Raw genomic sequence first — 17,920 nt, forward strand, 5'->3', positions numbered from 1 at the left:
CGTCGGGAGAGAGGCCTATAATGCCAAAGCCCAAAAACCAAAAATGCCCCAAGCTTTCGCTTAGAGCATAGTGGCGGCCTCCAGAGGGAGACCCGGCGGGCACTGCCCAGCTTCTTTATACGGGTTCAAATTCGTTTTCACAAGCGGTTATTCCGCTTGCCTCTGGTTTTTCCGATATGTTGTCAAAGCATGAGTACTTCGATCCTCGAAAGGGAACCTCCTCAGCTGAGAAGAGGCTATCGAAAAGCATTTTGTCTCTCGCCAAGGCGGCGTAGGCTTTATACGTTGGTTCATATCGACCGCGAGCGACGGCATAAAGCATCAAGTCTGCTATCTGCATCAGGCGCGTTTCCTTGTTCTTGAAATCGAACTCCGAAATACGTTGCGAGAAGTCGGTAGGCTGCAGCGGCGCATATTTAACCGAATTGGACTTGTCGAAGGGCATACCTTTCACCTGAACCTCATCAACGTAGCGTTCAATCAGACGGTCTTCCTTTCCGCCGCTGCGCTCGACATAGATGTGAAGTTTGGTGTCCAGCTGAATAGCGTAACGAACCGCTCGTTCGACAAGGATTGGGAATACAGTTTGGCATAGTTTCCATTTACTGTCTGGAAATTTTTCCTTGTACCGGGCCACGTAACCAGGTCGATGCACAGTCGACGCAAGTGCGTGCAGCCCGGGAGAACGCATCATTTCATGAAGATCTGTAAAGAATTCTTCACGCCTCGCACCGAGCCTCGCAATCCACCGAAATGGACCGGATGCGTTTCTGATTTTTACGGAATGAAGTGGATAGTCGATGTTCCATTTCTTGCAGAAATGACCGTATTTCGATTTAGCAGCAGGTTTGTCGCTCTCCCGAATAATCACCCCGCCAAGCGCGAAGTAGTCGAATTTTGGGATGTCACCAGGGTGTCTCGTGACAAACCTGCTCCCTGAGTCATCTACGTATAGGTAGAGTTCGTTTTGATCAGTCAAGCGCTCAGCCCCGGCCCTGTCGTTGCCATCGGTAAAGACCAGAAAGTTTAACGTTCGGAAAACTCGCCCGGAAATCGGTCGAGCGGCCGGACCTCGCAGACTACGCTGGACGGTCCCTGCCTTTCCACGTTCTCGGTCGTCCGCGAAGGCAAGCCGGACCTCCTGGCATTCGGTGGGGCAGTCTTTCGCGAGACGAGCGCAGATGCGTTGCAGACCGCCAGCGCTTTGCCCTCGACTTTCTGGTTGCAATGGGCGATGACTGACAGTGTCGGCGCGCGCGTGCTTGCGCGTAGGGGTGCTGTTGACGATCACTGCCAATTCCGGGGAGGCATTATATGCTACTCAGCCTCTTCTGCGGGGCAGGTGGACTCGACCTGGGATTCGAGGCCGCAGACTATGAAATTGGGCTGGCTTTTGACCTCCGTGTCGACAGCATCGGCTCCTACAATCACAACCGAAAGGGCACGAAGCGTGGGCATGTCGGGGATGTCTCGAAGCTGACTCTCGATGAGCTCGACCGGCTGCACCAGGGCACCTTCGAGCCTGAAGGTGTGATTGGCGGCCCTCCGTGCCAGAGCTTCAGCCGCGCCAATACCGTCTATCTCGAGGCCGATCCGCGGCATTCTCTACCGTTGGCATACGCCCAGCTTCTGAAATCGCTCAATCAGCGCAAGCCAGTGAAGTTCTTCGTCATGGAGAACGTGACAGGCCTGATGAGCGACCGGCACGGGCATCGACTCCGACAAATAGAGACGGCTTTCGAGGATGCGGGCTTCTCACTAACCCGCACGGTCCTGCTGGCGACCGACTACGCCACGCCGCAGATACGCGAGCGGCTCTTCGTGGTCGGCCTGAACCGCGATCTATACGGAGAGGCGGCCTGGTCGCCACCAGCCAAAGTAGTCAGCGCAGAGGGGCGACGACCGGATGTCCGGGGTGCCATCGGTGATCTCCCGGATGCCACGTTCTTCGACCGCGACCTAAAGCCGGCCGATATTGCCCACCATCCCAACCACTGGTGCATGCGGCCGAAATCACCGAAGTTCACAACACCAGGTGCCCTTCGGCCAGGCGATGGCCGCAACCGCAGCTTTAAGACGCTAGACTGGCAATCACCAAGCCCAACGGTCGCATACGGCCATCGGGAGGTGCATATCCATCCGGACTGCCACCGCCGTCTGAGTGTTTACGAGGCGATGCTGCTCCAGGGTTTCCCCAAGAAGTACGAGCTCCTCGGCAGTCTCTCCTCCCAGATCATCCAGGTGAGCGAGGCGGTGCCTCCTCCGGTCGCCGCGGCCGTCGCAGCCTCGGTACGCGCGCAGGTCGCGGAGCTGGATGCAGAGATCGTGGGCAGCCGATCTGGGAAACAGCGCGCGCGGGGTTGAATCTGCTTCTCGCCACTTGAAAATCTAAGGCTCATTGCCGAGCTTTGGATAATGCAGGTGATCAAGAACGTGCTCGACGACCTGGCTCGTCGAAAGATGATGGCGCAGTTCAGATCGAAGGACACTAAGCCTGAGGTCATAGTGCGTCGCGCACTGCATAGGCTCGGATACCGCTTCCGGCTGCATCGCCCCGATCTTCCCGGCACACCGGACATAGTGCTCCCCAGACATCGGACCGTCATACTTGTGCATGGCTGCTTCTGGCATCAGCACAGCGGCTGCCGGGATGCTCGAATGCCCCGCACGAGGCAGGACTACTGGTCCGCGAAGTTCCAGCGCAACAGCGAGCGAGATGCCAAGATCGCCGCTGACCTCATGGCGCTAGGTTGGCGGGTCCTCGTCGTTTGGGAATGCGACGCAAGGAAGCCGGAGCTGGCAAGCTCCCTAGCCTCCGCGCTGGGAGGCACCTCATGCCACGCTGGATATGTCGTGCAAAAAGAGACTCCGACTGCTTGATGTGCTTCGCACTAAGCCGCATCGACTTCCAACCAGCCGCGGTATCCAGCGGCGCCATCCACTTCGTAATGCGCCGACCGTAGCAGATCTGCGGATTCGACCGTCAGAGACTCGAACAGCTGAGTCTCGCGCCGGAGCATCTCGTCGAGATCGAATAGTTCGCCGGTCGCCTCAAGCAGGCGTAGCCCATGGTCCACTTCGTTTGCGACGGCGATGTCAGTGCCCCCGCCGACCAAGCGATAGCGGTCGCGCGCAGGTGCCTGCACGACATCGCAGCGGAAGCCGAGCGACAGCATGTCGGGATGATCCGGAACAACCGCGTAGAAGCACCCCGGCAGCATTTGAAGGGTGCGCTCCGGATGAGCCGCTCCGACAAATCGCAGCAGCCACTTGCCGAACCCGAGGGCGAATAGGTGCATAAAGGACCGCGGGTCCAAGGTGCCTGGATCGGCGAGCACGGCACGCAGCCTGTCGCCCTCAGCCCGCAGCAGCTCTCCAGTCCGTCGTGCGAACTCGTCGCTCGCCTCCACATTGTCCAAGATGGCCTCGATCAGCGCGGCAAGGTTTTGGGCATCGATACGGTCCGGCACCACGCGTGTCGTGACAAACAGCAGCCATGGATGAATCGCATTGGTCAGCTGCAACTGGATGACCTCTGCGAGCGCGTCGATCACGGTCGTGCGTCCCGGACCGGCCGCGCGCAGCGCGATGTGATCGCACAGATCGATGTTCACCGCATGAAAGGGTCCGCCGCCGTGCACCTCAGCGTATGCAAGCGATTTCTGGTTCGCGATAGATTCGAACCGTTCGCGCAAGATCGTCGAGCCGCTGTGAATCCGCGCAAGACCGCGGACTTCACTTTCAGCGATGTTTAGCTGCACGTCGTCTGCCGACCCCCGCCGCACCGAGTTGAGGCCGGTGAAGCGGAGATCGAGGCCCGCCTGCTCGCATGCCTCGCGGAGCACGCGCACGTCCAGGAGATCCTCGCCAGGCAGGCTCAGGTAGCGCACGGTCCTCGCGTCGTCCGGAAAGTGGGTCTCGCGCAGCATGCGAAGAAGCGAGTCGTGCCACTGGTATCGCCGGACCCACTGCTTGCGCGGGCGGTGCCAGGGCTTGAAAGGACGCTGAGGAGGCTCCTCAACGGTCGGTCTGCGCAGGATTCGACCGAGAATTTCGTCGTCGTCGAACTCCTCCATCAGCGCTGGTCCCCGAATACTGCCATGATGTCGGCGACAAGCGACTGCTGTTCCTCCCACGAGAGGCTCTCTAGCAGGCCCCAGGCGGTCAGTACCTTCACCAGCGCTTCGAGCTTGGCATTCTCGATGACACTGCCGCGAGCCGCAGCCTCGGCCTCGAGCGTGTCAGTGTTGAACACCAGGACGCCGCGCTCCCGGTCCGAGAGGAGTGCTTGGCCGCCCGGCGCTAGCCTGATCTCAGGCGGAGGCTCGGCATCCGAGCCCTTTCGGTCGCGCCAGACCCGCTCGACAAGGTTCTCAAGGCGCGAGACACGATGACCGGCCGCGGCCGCTCGCCGAGCATCGAGCAGCTCCTTGTTGAGCTGCTTTAGCCTGTTCGTCGTCTGGCGGACGGCGAAATGCACCCATTTCTGGAGATATTGATAGTGCGGGTGGCTGTAGTTGAACGACTCGCGGTCAATGTTGAGCGCGGCATCGAGCCCCTCGGTGATGAAGACCTCCGACATGAGCTGACGCAAGCGGGTCAGTTCGGAAACCTGGTAGCCCAGGAAGGACGGATCGAAAAGGACGCCGCTGGCGTTGTTCACGCGGACGAGGCAGCCGTTGTTCTCCTTAGGAGTGATTTTCTGGTTCCAGTATAAATACGCTTCGAAAGACAGCGCCCCTCCACCGATATCGGGCGGGACTGCTCCCAGACCGGATGTCACCTTGCCGAAGAACATCAGTGGGCGGCCGATCTCGCTCGTGCCGTGGAGATCCCTGTCGAAGGAGATCGGGCGCAACAGCTCAACATCGTCGAGGATGACCCGGAACGAGCCGACTGGATCAATGATGCTCGTCAGCCCAAGCCGCTCCCCGATTGTCTCCGTGCCCGTCAGCTTCACCGGCTCCGCCGACTTGCTTGTGAAACTGTAGAAGCCGATCCCATCGTCCGCCGTCAGCTCGAACGGATGCCGGTCAATGTAGCGGACGGGCACCGCCAGGCTAAGCAGCCAGATCATTCCGAGATAGTGATCGAGAGACTCTTCGATGTTGGGCGTAGCTTTGCGCGTGCGGACCTCTTGGCGGACCGCCGCATATAGCTTCCGGAACCTGGCATCCGGACCATCGGATGGGTCCCATGGCAGCTGCGGCTGCTCGAGATAGACATCGGCGTCGTCGCGTGCCACGCGCCCGATATGGTAGCTCGGTGGCATCGGCGGTGCGCCATCCACATCCCCGTCTTTTGCGCGGTCGAGCAAGGTCCAGCGGTCCAGGCCCTGGAGCAGCTCACGTGCCTGTGGCGTAAGCTCCATCAGGACGATCTCGGTGCCCTGCGTCTCGATGTCGGCCGCAGGTTCGCTTGTGATCGCGACGGTTCCCGTCTCGAAGACCTGGTTGTCGGAGTCGGCAGCGAGCATCTCCTCGGTGTGTGTCTTCAGCACGACGACCGCTGAGGTCCGGAAATCGTCGCCGCGACGCTTGGTGATCATCTGGAAATGCTGGGTCAGCTGTGCGACCGAGAAGAGCCCAATCCCGATCTTTCCAATGAGCCGCCGCCCACCGGGAGAGAGCGTTGGGTCTGATAGGTTCGCAGTCCCCAGGCGCTTGCCCTTGGATGTCCGCTTTGAGCTGCCGCCGATGTGGGTCACGAGATCGGCCAGGACCTCGGGCGACATGCCGAGGCCGTTGTCTCGGACGACAATACGCTCGAAGCGCGGCGCATCGGTCTGCAGGATGACCTCGGTGGCATCCGCGTCGTAGGCGTTCGAGATCAGCTCGCGGAACGCAGACGACGGCCGGCGATAGATGCCGTCAGTGACGCGTGCGAGCACGCGGTCGTCGACACTGAGCGTCGTCTTGACGACCTCTCCGCTCTCGCGGCCACGGCGTATATCAAGCGCCAGCTGTTCAGCGCGATCCTGCATCAGTCCCCCCATCCCGCTGGGCCGTGCGGCGGCCGCATGCGACCCGGCGGGTGCCGTTTTGACGCGCACCTCGCGCTGTGTCCAGCAGTATCAGATTGGCCTCCTGATCGCCATGAACGTCGAGCGGAACTCGACGGCCAGGCCGTTCTGCCTGCCAGCGGTTTCGGCTGCGCTCAGCGCAGGATGGGTCATGCCTTGACGGACATCCCAGAGCGGATGTCCGATCACGATCGCGCGGCTCCCGGCGACGACCGTCTCCAGCCCTGCGAGGGTCGTGCGCAGCGATCCCGGAAGCGCGCCATGCACTCGGTCTGCGGCATACTGCGCAACTCCGGCCCAATAGGAAGGCGAAAAGTCGATCGGAGCTCCCGCATCAAGGCAAAGCCGCGCAACATCTACCGCCAAACGCCAGTCCAAGATGCTATGGTAGGCTAGGTTTCCGTAGTCCCGCATGCACTCGTGACACGATGTCTGGCACACCGTGCCATGGTCGTGTGGGCCGGCCATGACTTGGAACCGGCCGAGGAGGCCGGGTCCAAGCACATCCTGCAGCACCGCCTCAAACTCGGCAGGGGCTCCCAGGAAGGTGCTGTAACCGGCGCCGTTCTCAAGCGTATCTGAGAGGAACACCTGGCCGACGACGTTTCCCGCCGCAACTGTTGTCCGCAGTCCGACCTTGAGCTCGCTATCGCTAACATCCAGGCGTACCGCCGCAGCCCGCCTCAGCAGGAACCCGAACGAGTATAGTGCCGCCCGGCCCTCGACACGCAGCGGATCGGCAAACACGCCGGATGGCCACACGTTGACCCCGGCCACGAGAACGTCGGTGCGGCTTATTGCAGCCAGAGCGCGGCGATCGGGGCCTCCCGTAGGGGTCCGAGGCGTTACGTTGACTTTGCTAAGTGCCTGACGCGTCGCCCAGGTCTCGTCCCAGAACCTCTCGAACTCGAAGAGCTGGCCGTTGTTGTCGTTGATCACGTGGACCGTCTGGCCGCCGCTGTGGATGCCGAAATTGCAGTGGGGCGCGAGGGGAGGGCCCGCCAGGCCAAGCTTCGGCCGCGTTGCACGCGGTGTCCACTCGAAGGTCCCATCGTAATCGCGCTCGGACCCGAAATGGGTACGGAAGCCGCGGGGCTCCGAGAGATCTACAACTTGATACTCGGTGCCTCCCGCGCCGCAAACTATGCAGGTGAGCGCGGGGACGGCGGCTGCGTCGATCGACTGGCACCGGCGGCAGATGCCAGTCGGTATCGGCGGCCCGAGCGGATCCGGCATCTCTGTGGGAATTCCGCCCCTGAGCTGATAGTCGACCACGCCGATTGCCGTGTGGATCATTCCCTCCTTAACGGTCTCCGACCCGGGGGCGAACTGGCTGATCGCGAGATCGAGGGGACGATCGATGATGTCGGCTGGCGGAAACTGCCCCCGGCCAGGGCGGCCATGATAGAGGTAGCGCGTCCTAGTCGGGAAGCCGAACATCGGAAGGATGCCCGCGTTGGCCAGGCGCTCGCTGAGCTGCGTCTGCACGAGGTGCGGGCTAGCAACGGCAGCATCGATCTCCATGACGAGGCCCGTGGCCACCCATGCCACCAAGCTGCCCTGTTGCGTCTGAAGGGCGGGAGCGGCCTGAAGAAGCACGCTGCAGATCGCGGATATCCTGGCTCCGTTGGCACCGATCCAGGCGGAGACCTGGGCACGGACGGTCGAGCCAGCCCCGCCACCAAGTGCGGGCCGCATCCATGCTGCGGTTTCCCCAAACTCCCCATGGACGCTATCTCCGGATGCCGTCGGAAATAGTCGTAGCGCCGCGAACGCCTCGCGGAGAACTTCTTTCGCCAGGACGCGCCGGACTATCGGCTCCACCGTGAGGTCGACATATGGCTGGGGCGGCGGATCGGCCGTGATCTTCTCGGGCCGCTGGAAGTAGTAGTCGTCATGGCTCCGGCCGCGGCAGAGCGTCAGAGCGATGGAGAGCGCAGTGCCGCGGCGGCCGGCACGACCGACTCGCTGCTGATAGTTAAACCGCAGCGGCGGCATATTGGCCATCATGACTGCGAGCAGCGCTCCAATATCGACACCAGCCTCCATCGTCGTGGTCACGCTTAAAAGATCGATGGTGTCGACGAGCTCAATTTCCTCAGGAGCAGGAAGGCAGGCACCTTGGAAGAGCCGTTGACGCGTGCGCGCCTCGGCTTTTCCGGTCTGTCCCGTCATCTCTTCGCAATTGAGGCGGAAAAGGGGTCCCGCGTCCCGCGCCAGAAACAGATAATAATCCTCCGCCGTCGCGCCGGCCCCGAGAGGCTGGGGTCCTACCAGCCGGCCCTGGCAATCGGTGCATACCGATCCACTCGGATGGAGATGGATGCGTCGGCAGGCAGCGCATTCCCACGATCCTGCGACAGGACGGGCGATCCGCAGGCGGTTCGGCTGGATCAGCCAGCTTGTGACTAAGCCGCCATGGGAGAGGCGTGTCTCAACCGCCGTCACCAGAGCTGCCGCAGACCTGCCATTGACCCTTGCGACCTCGTCCAGATAATCCCGGACGAACCCCGGCGCGGCCGGTACACCCTGCGCGGTGTAGGGCTCGCCATCGATGCGGCGGCGCTCGCCAAGAAGCCGAAGCGTGCTGTCTGCCGCTTGGACGACAACTGCGTCGCCGTCTCCTGGCGCTCCCGATCCGACGGCCGCGTGAGCGATCTGAAGCGCCTCCAGTCCTCGGCGTCCCGAGGCAAATATCACGTTCAGCACCGCTGCATGGGCGTTGCGGCGCAGCCGCCTAAGATGGTCATCCTGCTCGACCGACAGGCCTCCAGGCAACGGCGAGGGCGGCGAGGTTGTCCAATCGAAGAGCTCCCGCCAGCTTCCCGTCTGCCGGCTGGGATCGGTCCAGAGGCTGTCCTGGGCGTATCCTCCCGGATTGATGCCTGCTGCGAGAAGACGGAGCTCTGCATCGCGAAACAGATCGCCCACGAGAAAAGGACCCGCAGTCAGGGCTAGGATCGCTGCCGCCGCCTGTGCGAAAGTGGAGCCGGGCGAATAGGGGCACTGCTGCCCCGCCAGCGGGCCAGCTGCGGACGCGATGATCATGGCATCGTGCGGCGAACTTAATAGGAAGGCAGCCGCCGCGGCCGCCTCCTGCGGCGTGAGGTTTCCGCCAGCGGCTTGTCTTTGGAAGGCTGGGGGTCCTTGGCCAGCCACTTCCAGCGCGTCCACTACGGCTTGGCGAACTGCGTCGAGATGGTGGGCTTGGCGCATGCCGGCTGAGAGCTTGGCCGCGTCCTGCCGGCTATCGGAGAAGACGACCAGCTTGCGGTTCTCCTCGCTGCCCGGAGGAGCGATGTCGCGCAGGAGCGAGTCTGCAAGAACTTGTGCGATCTTCTGGAAACCCGTCCGCTGACCTCGGATTGGTGAGCCCACGTTGCGGCCTGCCCAGTCCGCGTCGCAGCGCGGGCAGCGGGAGGGAAATGCTCCCGGTGTCGGCGGAGCTGCACCGCCAGCACGCTGCGGCCGGTGCTGGGAGGGAACGTAGTAGACATGCCCATTGCCGGTCACGCCCGCTGTCAAGATACCCGAAGCCGGATCCAGCCGTGCCCGCCGCCATTCCCGCGGGACGTTTCCCTGTCTCCATGCCGCCGACCGCGGGGTAAGCCCGGCGGAAGGCCAGAACACCGCGTAGTTGCTGTAGTCGCGCTCCGCGCCGGCGCGGTCCGGCACTTGCTCGAGATCGGGAAAGTCCGGTGTCAGCCGCCACTGGTTCGGATTGTTGGTGCCGCCGCGATATCCGCCCAGGAATACCTCGCCGCAGGGCTCGCAATAAAGGAGCTCAAGCATACGCGAACCGCATCCGCACCCGGAGGCCGGAACGTGATGGAGCGCTCCGACAGGTGGCGCGTCAGACCGAGGCGCGGTGTGTCCGCAGGCGGGATCGGCGCAGGCCCAGAGGCCTTGCACGTTCCTGAACATGATGTGGGCGCGAACCGGCAGTAATGGATCGCCGTTAGGGAGCTCGGCGCTGGCGAGTGCAGTCACCAAGCCCTCTGCCGCGGCCGCCGCTGTCTGCCGGGTCTCGGCAGGGAATAGCCGTGTGCCTACATCGGCGGTCTGTCTTGGTTCCAGTCTGCCAGAGCCATCGTCGGATCTACAGACCGATCGCAGAGCATCGGCCGCCTCGATGCGCGCGAGCGTGCGGCCAAGCCTTTCCCCGGCCTGGAGGTGGCCGTTCTGGCTGACCCCGATCGCGACTTCGAGCGCGCCGGCAGCTCCGTCGATCCCAATCGACGCGACTGCCGCAGGAAACGCGGCAAGCGCGGCCGCGTGTGGCGCGATGGATGATGCCGCCGTCGCTGATAGCGGCCGCCGTGAGCCGCCGATCACAGCGAATCGCGACCTGTCGCGGCCGAAGAATCCGTGTAGGTAGCCGCGCCCTGCGGCATCGTCAGAAAGAGAAGCGGATGACGCGATAATGCGGAGCTGATCGTGATTGGGATGAAGCCCGAGCCGATCGAGCAAGACCCGTAGAAGGTACGCGACCTCGGTTCCAGGGGTGCCGCGGTAAGTGTGCAGCTCGTCGATGACGAGATGGAACACGTTGCGCGCGTCGAGGCTGAGCCAGTCGCGGGTGGCATCGAAGATGGGTGCCTCGACACCTCTCATCAGCATGATGTTCAGCATGCTGTAGTTCGTGATCAGGATGTCAGGCGGGCTGTCTTGCATATCCCACCTCGACCACATCTCCGCCCCGTCCATGCTTTGGAAGAAACGGGCAGCTTTGGGTGATCCGGCGACGGCGAGTGCATCCCGCTCAAGCGATGCGAGCTCACGCCGCAGCTCCCCTTCTTTGCTCGCGGATGACGGATCGCCCGAGATTGGCGTGCGACCAGTGTAGCGGCCAAAATAGAAACGGTTGCCCCGGCGGTGACCGTCGAGCCAGCTTTTCGCATGGTCGCTGTCGAAGCCCAGGCGGAGGCGGACGAGCTGGTCCTCCGCCAGCGCGTTCAGAGGATACATGACCAATGCGCGCATCGCGGGCGGGCGCGTTGCAGGATTCTCGTGACCTCGCTGGGAGATCCGCGGGTGGTATCGCTGTCCTTGCGGGCCGTCGTGGTTCCACCAGTCGTGCTCGGCCGATGGGGTCCCGGGCGCTCCCCAGCCCGCGGATTCGGCAACAAGCGCGGTGGCGATCGGGAGGAGGAAGCATTCGGTCTTGCCAGAACCCGTACCGCTGGTGACGATGACATCCCTCTGCTTTCGCATCGACTCATCAAGCGCGTCGAATTGGTGCTGGAAGAGCTCGCGGTCGGCCCGGAAAAGGCCCTGTGACACGAAATCTGATATGTCGGTGATGAGTGCGGGCGGGAGGAGACCATCGAGAATCTCGGCCGCCGTGGAAGTGAAGTTGCGGCCGCTCATTGCGTATGGCGGTGCCGGCTCGATAAGCGGTCGGCGGTAGAGGCGCCCATCGGCATCGAGAAGCGCGCGGCGCTCGGCGACTAGGCTGTCATAGCGGAGGTCGAACGGGCTATCGAGGTAACGCAGATAGGTGTCGCGCATGCGCTCGAAAATCGAGACCGGGTTGGTCATCTACTTAGCTCCCTCTCCAATGTATCGCAGGGCGGCAGACACCGCCGCGGCAACCGGGGCGGTCACCCCAGTGTAAACAAGCTGTCGCTCGGCGACCGATGGCAGGGAGCCGGAGCAGATTGTCAGCGCGCGATCGATGAGGCCTGGCGGCCGAAGCGTGACAGGAAAGCTGGCGGTACCCTTGGACAGGTCGAGCCGCAAAGCTCGCTGGTGCCGGCCCAGGACCCAGAACTTCGCCACGGCGGGAGGCGCTTCGCGTGAGGTCCCGCCGTGCCTGAATATATGGCGGGTGCCGTAGTCGGAGCTAAATCGGAACAGGCCGCGGTGCGCGCTCCCGGCTTCTGCCGCTGTGGAGGCGGTCCACGCCATTTGTGATCGGGAGAAACGATACACCTTCCATCCCCCAATGGGCAGCGCCGTCTCTGGAAAGCTCGCAGGCGGAGGGGCGCGGAATGCCGCCAGCACCGCCAGCGGTGCGTTCCATTGCACGGGGATGCCGACTTCACGTGCCAAGCTGATCAGCTCTCCGGCAGATACCGCCTCGACGCGCACTAGATCGGGTGCCCCTCTCAGCGGAGTAGTGGACATCTTTCCCCCTGCTGCAGAAACCAGGCTCGCGAGGAGCGCGTCGCTGCGGGCGCCGCAGAGGATTGCGGTCGTCGGCATCGCGGGATCGCCCGCGGCAAGCGCGGGTGGTGTCATGCGCCATCCGCCTCCGGCCGCCGGGCCAAACTCGCAGTGTGCCAGGCTGCCGAACGCCCACATTGCCCGATAGTGCGCCGCAGGCCCGCCGCGCAGCGCGGGAAGCAGCTCTGCCGCTTTCCGCTTGAAAGTGCTATCGCTACCGGACGCAACCGCTGATGCCCAGAGAAGCAGATCGTTCATCGCGGCCGCCTTCGCTTTCTCTTGGCGACCGCCAGATATTGGTCCCACAGCCGCCGCTCCGCAGAACCATGCGCTCCAGCGCGTCCGACGGAGCACACGGTACGTGCCCACTGGATGATCGCAGCCGCCCCGGCATCGGCCGCCGCAGAGGGCGCTAGCGGCGCGCCGATCAGAGCAGGTTTTGAGTTTCGCATGCCTGCAGTGCGCGCCAGAAGCCATACCGGAGCGAATTCTGGCCGAGCGACGTAGATGCCTCCGACCGCCGGCCGGAAGCTGCAAATCTCGCCAGGCATCGCGCCGATGAGATGCGCGTAGGGATCCGTTTGGAAGTACTCCTTTCCGTTCGCCGAGGCGAGCGCGCCTGCCAGAGCTGTCTGGCCATCCCACGCGGGCCACCAATCCCAAGCCATGGTGCCCGGTTCGATCTCGTAGGCGGCGGTAATGCCGCCGTATTCAATTCGGTGACTGCCTAGGCGGTCCCAGCCCTCCGCGGTCCAGGTGCCATCGCCCTCGATCGACGCGGGACGGCCGTCGATACGCACGGATTCGCCAAACTCCAGGAGCCCCAGCAAACGGATTGAAGGCGGGTGTCCCTCCAGCCACGTTCCGCGAGCAAGCCGCAGTCCTCCCGGCAAATCGATCGAGACGGCGGGCAGCGGATCGAGTGCATGTAAGATCGCCAGGCCACCTTGGGGAGCTGAGGGCCGCGCAGGGCGGATCCCGCGCCAGCAGAGCCAGCCGGCCGGAACTCCCGGACCGTCGATCCTAGTGGGAGCGTTCCCACCTGTGGCCGCGATCTGAGCGAGTGCCACGCCCGCGAGCTCGTCCCTGCAGACGACCACGTTCTCGCGCCCGATCGCTACACGAGGCTGGCTGACGAATCCCGCGACGCTCGGATGCTCCCCGAATATGTGGATCTCGCGTGATGAGCGGTGCCACCGAACGGGGAGCCCAATGGCCTCGATTGACAGCCCTTCCGAGAGGACACGGGCACCATCCGCTAATGCAAGCGGCTCAAGGAGGCGGTCGTCGAGCGCGCCCAGCCAAGTCTCTTCTCCGCCTTCCAGTACCTCGACTTCTTCAGCCCCGGCCGGCTGCCGTAGCAGCGCGCTCAGTTCGATCCCCCAGTCTCCTGGGCCGAACAATAGCCGAAGGTCCGCTTCCAGATCCTGATACTCCCGCTCCGTGTCGCCAGAGGGAAGCCGGGGCTCACGCCTGATCCGCGACCGCTCGAGTCTTGGGCGGTATATCGGCGGCCGGATAGGCCCGGGCTCCGGGCCATATTTTCCCACGCCAGGCGCAGGGGCGGACCGCTCGGGCCCTGAGGACGTTGCATCGTCGACATCTGAGCCTATCTGCACACGCGGGGCCTCGATGGCATCAGATTCGAGATCGAATGTCATCACGGCCGGAATACCGTCGTCCGGTGGGGCAGACGGGGCCAACGCGGTGATGCCGATCCGCTCATTGGGCGGGGCATCGGCATCTAGAGTATCCCCGGCCGTTCCCATTCCGGTGATCGCGGTTCCCCCGGCATCTCCGAGTATCAGTTGGCTTAGGCCGCTCGGGGGGATGATGGTGTCGTCCTCATTGGCTCCATCGGGCCAATTGCACCGGGATGCCGGGTCGCTCGCTGGTTCTTGGCCCGGCTCATTGGCGCACCCGTCCAGGTAGGCATCGGCCGTGTCCGGAGAGGGGGACAGGATTTCAGGTGCGTCAATGGTAGGCGGAGCGGCCGAGTCGACGGCCACAAGCGCGCCGAGGCAAGCCTCCTCGTTTGCGATCTCGGCTGTAACAAGAGGCGGGGCCCTTTCGGCGCATGCGGCCCGTGCGATGCCTGCAGACTCGGCTGGGGGCGGATGGGCTTCAACTGCAGGCCAGGGGCCCTCCGGCTCCTGTGGCAACAGGGATGCCGCGGCCTCGGCGGCATCACGTCCTTGCCTCCCAGTCTCTGCTTCCGCTGCCTGAGCCAGCTCCTCACCGGGCGCGCTGTGAGGGGATTTGTTGGGGACGTGCTCTCGGGCGGCATTTATCGGCTTCGCGTCGGTGGAAACGATGCTGGCCGATGCCATGTCTCCCATATTGGAGTGCGCGGTGGCGGACACGCCAGCGATCTCGGCGACATTGCCCATGCCGTCCGGTTCGCCCCGTGCCATCCCCATTGCTGATGGCGGCTCGAGCGGACCTTCAGGCCTCGCTGCCGCCGACACTTCGACCTTGCGGGCCGGATCCGGCGCTAGCGGCACCGTTCTCCGGCCGCGAAAGATAGTTAGCGTGCGACGTAGCAGCGCTCCAGCGAAACGGCTGGCCGAACGGAAGAACTCCAGCACCCGTTAGCTCCATGCCTCGGCGGGGCAGGACAGCGCGAGCTGCAGGATGGCAGGTGCCGGGTGGAATCGTCGAAGTTTTGTTGCGGCATTTCCCTCTGGCATCCTCGACGTTCCGGCAGCCTTCCCCCAAACCCGAAGCACAACCTAACGCAAACCTCCCATCGCGCAAGACTACTTGGACATTACTTGCTGGGTAAGCAGCCAAGACGCCCGTGAATTCGGTCTTCAATCCGTTCACCAGTCTTGGTGGAGCAAGGCGATTGGGTCGCGCGCGAGGCGATAGTTCACGCCGCACTTTTTGCATCGCCAGACTGCCCTGAAGCTGTTTCTGGCTGGACCCGGAGTAGAACTTGTGCAGTCTCAGGATCGTGGCAGGGGGAAGGGCGAGGGAATTAATGTCTACAACGATGTGCGATCTGGCTAAGACGCTGCCGCTGCTGATCGGCCGTCTCCTAGACCGGGAGACGAAACTTAAGCGGGGGCGGTTCCGCGAGGAGACGATGACCGACATCTTCACCGGCGCACTTGCGGCATTCGCCGGACCCGAGCTTATCATCCAGTATCCCGATGAGGCCATGACAGGCGGTGACCTTGATCTGCGGTTCTGGCACGTAGCTACTGGGCACGAGCTCCAAGTGAGGATACAAGCCAAACGCCTCAGTGCCGCCCGCTACGCCAAGAAGGCGGTGAATATTCTGCATCGCTCCTATCATGAGTTGCTGCACAAGCCCCCGCGGGCGGTCAAGTTCCAGTTTGAGACCCTTCTCGAGGCCCCCGCGCCTTGGGTGCCGCTTTACATGTTTTACAATCATCAATCTGCGGCGGATGACGGCTACTTCGCTAGTGCCGTCCCGGCGGTGAGCGGGGTGAACCTGGCCTTTGCAGCCGATATCGCGCAGGAACTGGCGGCAAAGCTCAAGGCCGCGAAAGCCACTCCGAAGTCGGTGAAGCATCACAAGCGGCTGAGCCATCTCCGCAAGCACCTGTTCGGTCTGGAGGCAATACTCTGTCCGAGTGGCAACTGGGAGGGAGCTGGCGTGCCTTCGCCGGACCTAGTCTTCGCCTCCCTTGTCAATCGCTGGGAGATAGGACGGACGAAGGACGAGGAAAGTGCCTTGCGCATCCGGTCAGACCCATCGCGTGCCTCTTTTGACGGGGGCACTGGACAGCGCATTTCCGATGGGCCTTCCATAAGGGTGGATCATACGCTCAAACGTCCGGTAGTGACCTTCATCTCTGGCCGGACCGGCGACAGCCGCACCCCCGTCATCACCGACCGCTCCAAGGGATAGCAAGGAGAGCGGCTACTTGTTGGAGCTTCGTCCCGATGAAGAGGACGGATATCTCCCCAATTGATTGCCGAGAGAGACCCGCACGTCAGCACGCTGATGGCAATGGCAGAACCAATTGCTGAGCGGAGAAGGCGAGAATCTGACCAGCCTCTCCCCGGTGGTCTCACGCCTTCCACATGGTTGAGCGTAGTAAGGTCTGCATGTGTTCCGGCAGGTCGAGTTCGCCTCGCGCCTCGATCTCCAATAGGTATTCGGCCTTTGCCAGGCGATCACCTCCCCTGACCGCCGGGTAAGCACACAGCGCCAGCAGGGCCTTTTCCTCTGCTTGGCTCGCTCTGTCGCGGTCGAAGATGCTTCCCCCGATTTCGTAAACAGCCTTGCCAAATACGGCGTATGCTACCTTGTGCGTCTCTATCAGGTCGCGCAATTCGCTGGACGGCTCCAGTTCTTGCCGCATGGCCTCTGAGGTGATCGCCGTTGCTGTGACCGTCGAGGCGACTACAGCGCTGCCGGAGTGGAACAGCAATACGCGGCGGCTGATCTTGGACGTGGTGGCTACTCCTTTTCGATCAACGGCAGTGAATCTGGTGTCACAGGAAATTGTAACACGAGGGCTCGCGCATTCACGTCAGGATGGTGAACATTGTCGCCCTCGGTCGTGCCATTCGACCAGTACCTCGGCGGGTCTCATTGGCTTCGGTCGTAACCGGGCTTCCGGTTAGATACTCGACGAAGCCAAGGGTCCAGAACTGTCTCGCCCGACCCTAGCGTCTTATTTGTCATACTATCTCCGGCAGGAGGGTATCGGAGCGGTTCTGCCCCCTATAAAAATGGTTGCAAGAACTTACTTGCGATTTCCGAGTCTGATCGCTTGCGTGCCTCGTCTTCGTCATTCGGAGTTTGATGCGCTTGGCAGCAGGTTGCGTTGAGCAAGAGGTAGCTGGCGCACGAGTCTGACTGATGCAAAGAAGGTCGACGATTTGTGCCGCAATTTGGGGGGTCGATTTGCCGTTTCTGGTCATCGACAGCAGCATGCTGCAATCGCAGGAATTGCGATCCTATCTTCAGGGGAGCCCGCACAACTTCGCCGTGCTCGCCGACTATGCCTGGATCGAAATCTACAAGCAGCAAACGGTGGAAGCCATCAAACACGGCCTGTCCGTCGTAGGCGACTTCCCTGATCAGCTTGTCCTGCTGCGCGCCAACGGCGAGATAATCCAGCTAGACCCGATTGAGCCGGACTTGCGTGACCGTATGCAGTTCAAGGGAACAGCCGACAGCATTCGTGAGATGGCCGCTATATTCAGAAGCGCCACGGTCGACGATGCGGCCGTCTTGAAGCAAGTCCACGGTCACTGGAGTTTTGCGAACGGCCTGCTTCCCGAGCTGATTGAAGGTGCCGTCGAAATCGCGGCATCTCTGCCCGAAATGGAAGAGCAGATGTTCACCAAGGCCGAAATCCGCATCATCAGGACGAGCAGGCAGTATCCGGCCGCGATGATGGAAACCATTTACGGTGCCGCCATGCAGATATGGGAGACTCTCGCGCACACATACGGCCTGCCATGGCAGGACCTTGGAGACAATCGCATCGCTCGAACCTATCTCTTTCGATATGCGCTCGGGCTCGTCATTCATCTGCTTTGGTGGATCAGCAGCGGCAGCCAGCCCGTCAGGCGGATGGACAGGATGAGCAATGACATGATCGACCTGAGCTTCTGCGTCTATGCCTCTTACTTCGACGGCTTCATGACCGCCGATGAGAAAGCGCGTTGGATCCATGCAAACTTGGTCGCTGCCTTGGAAGCTATCGCGCACGGATGACGCTACCGAATCGAACTCGTGTAGGT

General features: G+C 62.6%; 11 protein-coding genes. 4 read left to right on the forward strand and 7 right to left on the reverse strand.

All coding sequences use genetic code 11. The features are described 5' to 3' along the window. Window positions 1-115: 115 nt before the first annotated feature. Window positions 116-1,291, reverse strand: a complete 1,176-nt coding sequence (locus FJ938_RS14425; RefSeq protein WP_181169096.1) for a DUF3800 domain-containing protein — start codon at window positions 1,289-1,291, stop codon at window positions 116-118. Window positions 1,292-1,314: 23 nt separating this feature from the next. Here FJ938_RS14425 and FJ938_RS14430 point away from each other — a divergent pair, with 23 nt between their 5' ends. Beyond that, window positions 1,315-2,364 (forward strand): DNA cytosine methyltransferase, encoded by a 1,050-nt coding sequence (locus tag FJ938_RS14430; protein ID WP_140694753.1) that lies wholly within the window; start codon window positions 1,315-1,317, stop codon window positions 2,362-2,364. Between the two features lie 51 nt (window positions 2,365-2,415). Next, window positions 2,416-2,880 carry a very short patch repair endonuclease gene (locus FJ938_RS14435; protein ID WP_140694756.1) on the forward strand — a complete coding sequence of 155 codons (465 nt, stop codon included), beginning with the start codon at window positions 2,416-2,418 and terminating at the stop codon, window positions 2,878-2,880. A gap of 11 nt (window positions 2,881-2,891) precedes the next feature. On the opposite strand, the gene FJ938_RS14440 is transcribed toward FJ938_RS14435, so the two are convergent. From FJ938_RS14440 to FJ938_RS14460, 5 genes are all read right to left on the reverse strand, one after another. Continuing rightward, window positions 2,892-4,076, reverse strand: coding sequence for a hypothetical protein (locus FJ938_RS14440; RefSeq protein WP_140694758.1), 1,185 nt, complete (start codon window positions 4,074-4,076; stop codon window positions 2,892-2,894). Continuing rightward, complete coding sequence (locus FJ938_RS14445) at window positions 4,076-5,983, reverse strand: ATP-binding protein (RefSeq protein WP_181169097.1); 1,908 nt, start codon at window positions 5,981-5,983, stop codon at window positions 4,076-4,078. Before FJ938_RS14445 ends, FJ938_RS14440 begins: the two co-directional genes overlap by 1 nt. 90 nt (window positions 5,984-6,073) lie before the next feature. Beyond that, the gene (locus FJ938_RS14450) at window positions 6,074-11,563 is read right to left on the reverse strand and encodes a DEAD/DEAH box helicase (protein WP_140694764.1); all 5,490 of its coding nucleotides are present in this window, start codon (window positions 11,561-11,563) and stop codon (window positions 6,074-6,076) included. Continuing rightward, a complete protein-coding gene (locus tag FJ938_RS14455) occupies window positions 11,564-12,448 on the reverse strand; it encodes a hypothetical protein (protein ID WP_140694767.1) in 885 nt (294 codons plus the stop codon). After that, the gene (locus tag FJ938_RS14460; protein ID WP_140694770.1) at window positions 12,445-14,778 is read right to left on the reverse strand and encodes a hypothetical protein; all 2,334 of its coding nucleotides are present in this window, start codon (window positions 14,776-14,778) and stop codon (window positions 12,445-12,447) included. Before FJ938_RS14460 ends, FJ938_RS14455 begins: the two co-directional genes overlap by 4 nt. A gap of 407 nt (window positions 14,779-15,185) precedes the next feature. Between FJ938_RS14460 and FJ938_RS14465 the strand changes: the two genes are divergently transcribed. Then, a complete protein-coding gene (locus FJ938_RS14465; RefSeq protein WP_348640933.1) occupies window positions 15,186-16,070 on the forward strand; it encodes a DUF6615 family protein in 885 nt (294 codons plus the stop codon). Between the two features lie 163 nt (window positions 16,071-16,233). Here FJ938_RS14465 and FJ938_RS14470 read toward each other — a convergent pair whose 3' ends face one another. Beyond that, window positions 16,234-16,527 (reverse strand): hypothetical protein, encoded by a 294-nt coding sequence (locus FJ938_RS14470; RefSeq protein ID WP_246673327.1) that lies wholly within the window; start codon window positions 16,525-16,527, stop codon window positions 16,234-16,236. A 548-nt stretch (window positions 16,528-17,075) separates the two neighbouring features. Between FJ938_RS14470 and FJ938_RS14475 the strand changes: the two genes are divergently transcribed. After that, a complete protein-coding gene (locus FJ938_RS14475; protein WP_140694779.1) occupies window positions 17,076-17,894 on the forward strand; it encodes a hypothetical protein in 819 nt (272 codons plus the stop codon). Window positions 17,895-17,920: the final 26 nt, after the last annotated feature.

It is taken from the genome of Mesorhizobium sp. B2-4-14, from assembly GCF_006442155.1.
In the GTDB taxonomy this organism is placed as follows: Bacteria; Pseudomonadota; Alphaproteobacteria; order Rhizobiales; family Rhizobiaceae; genus Mesorhizobium.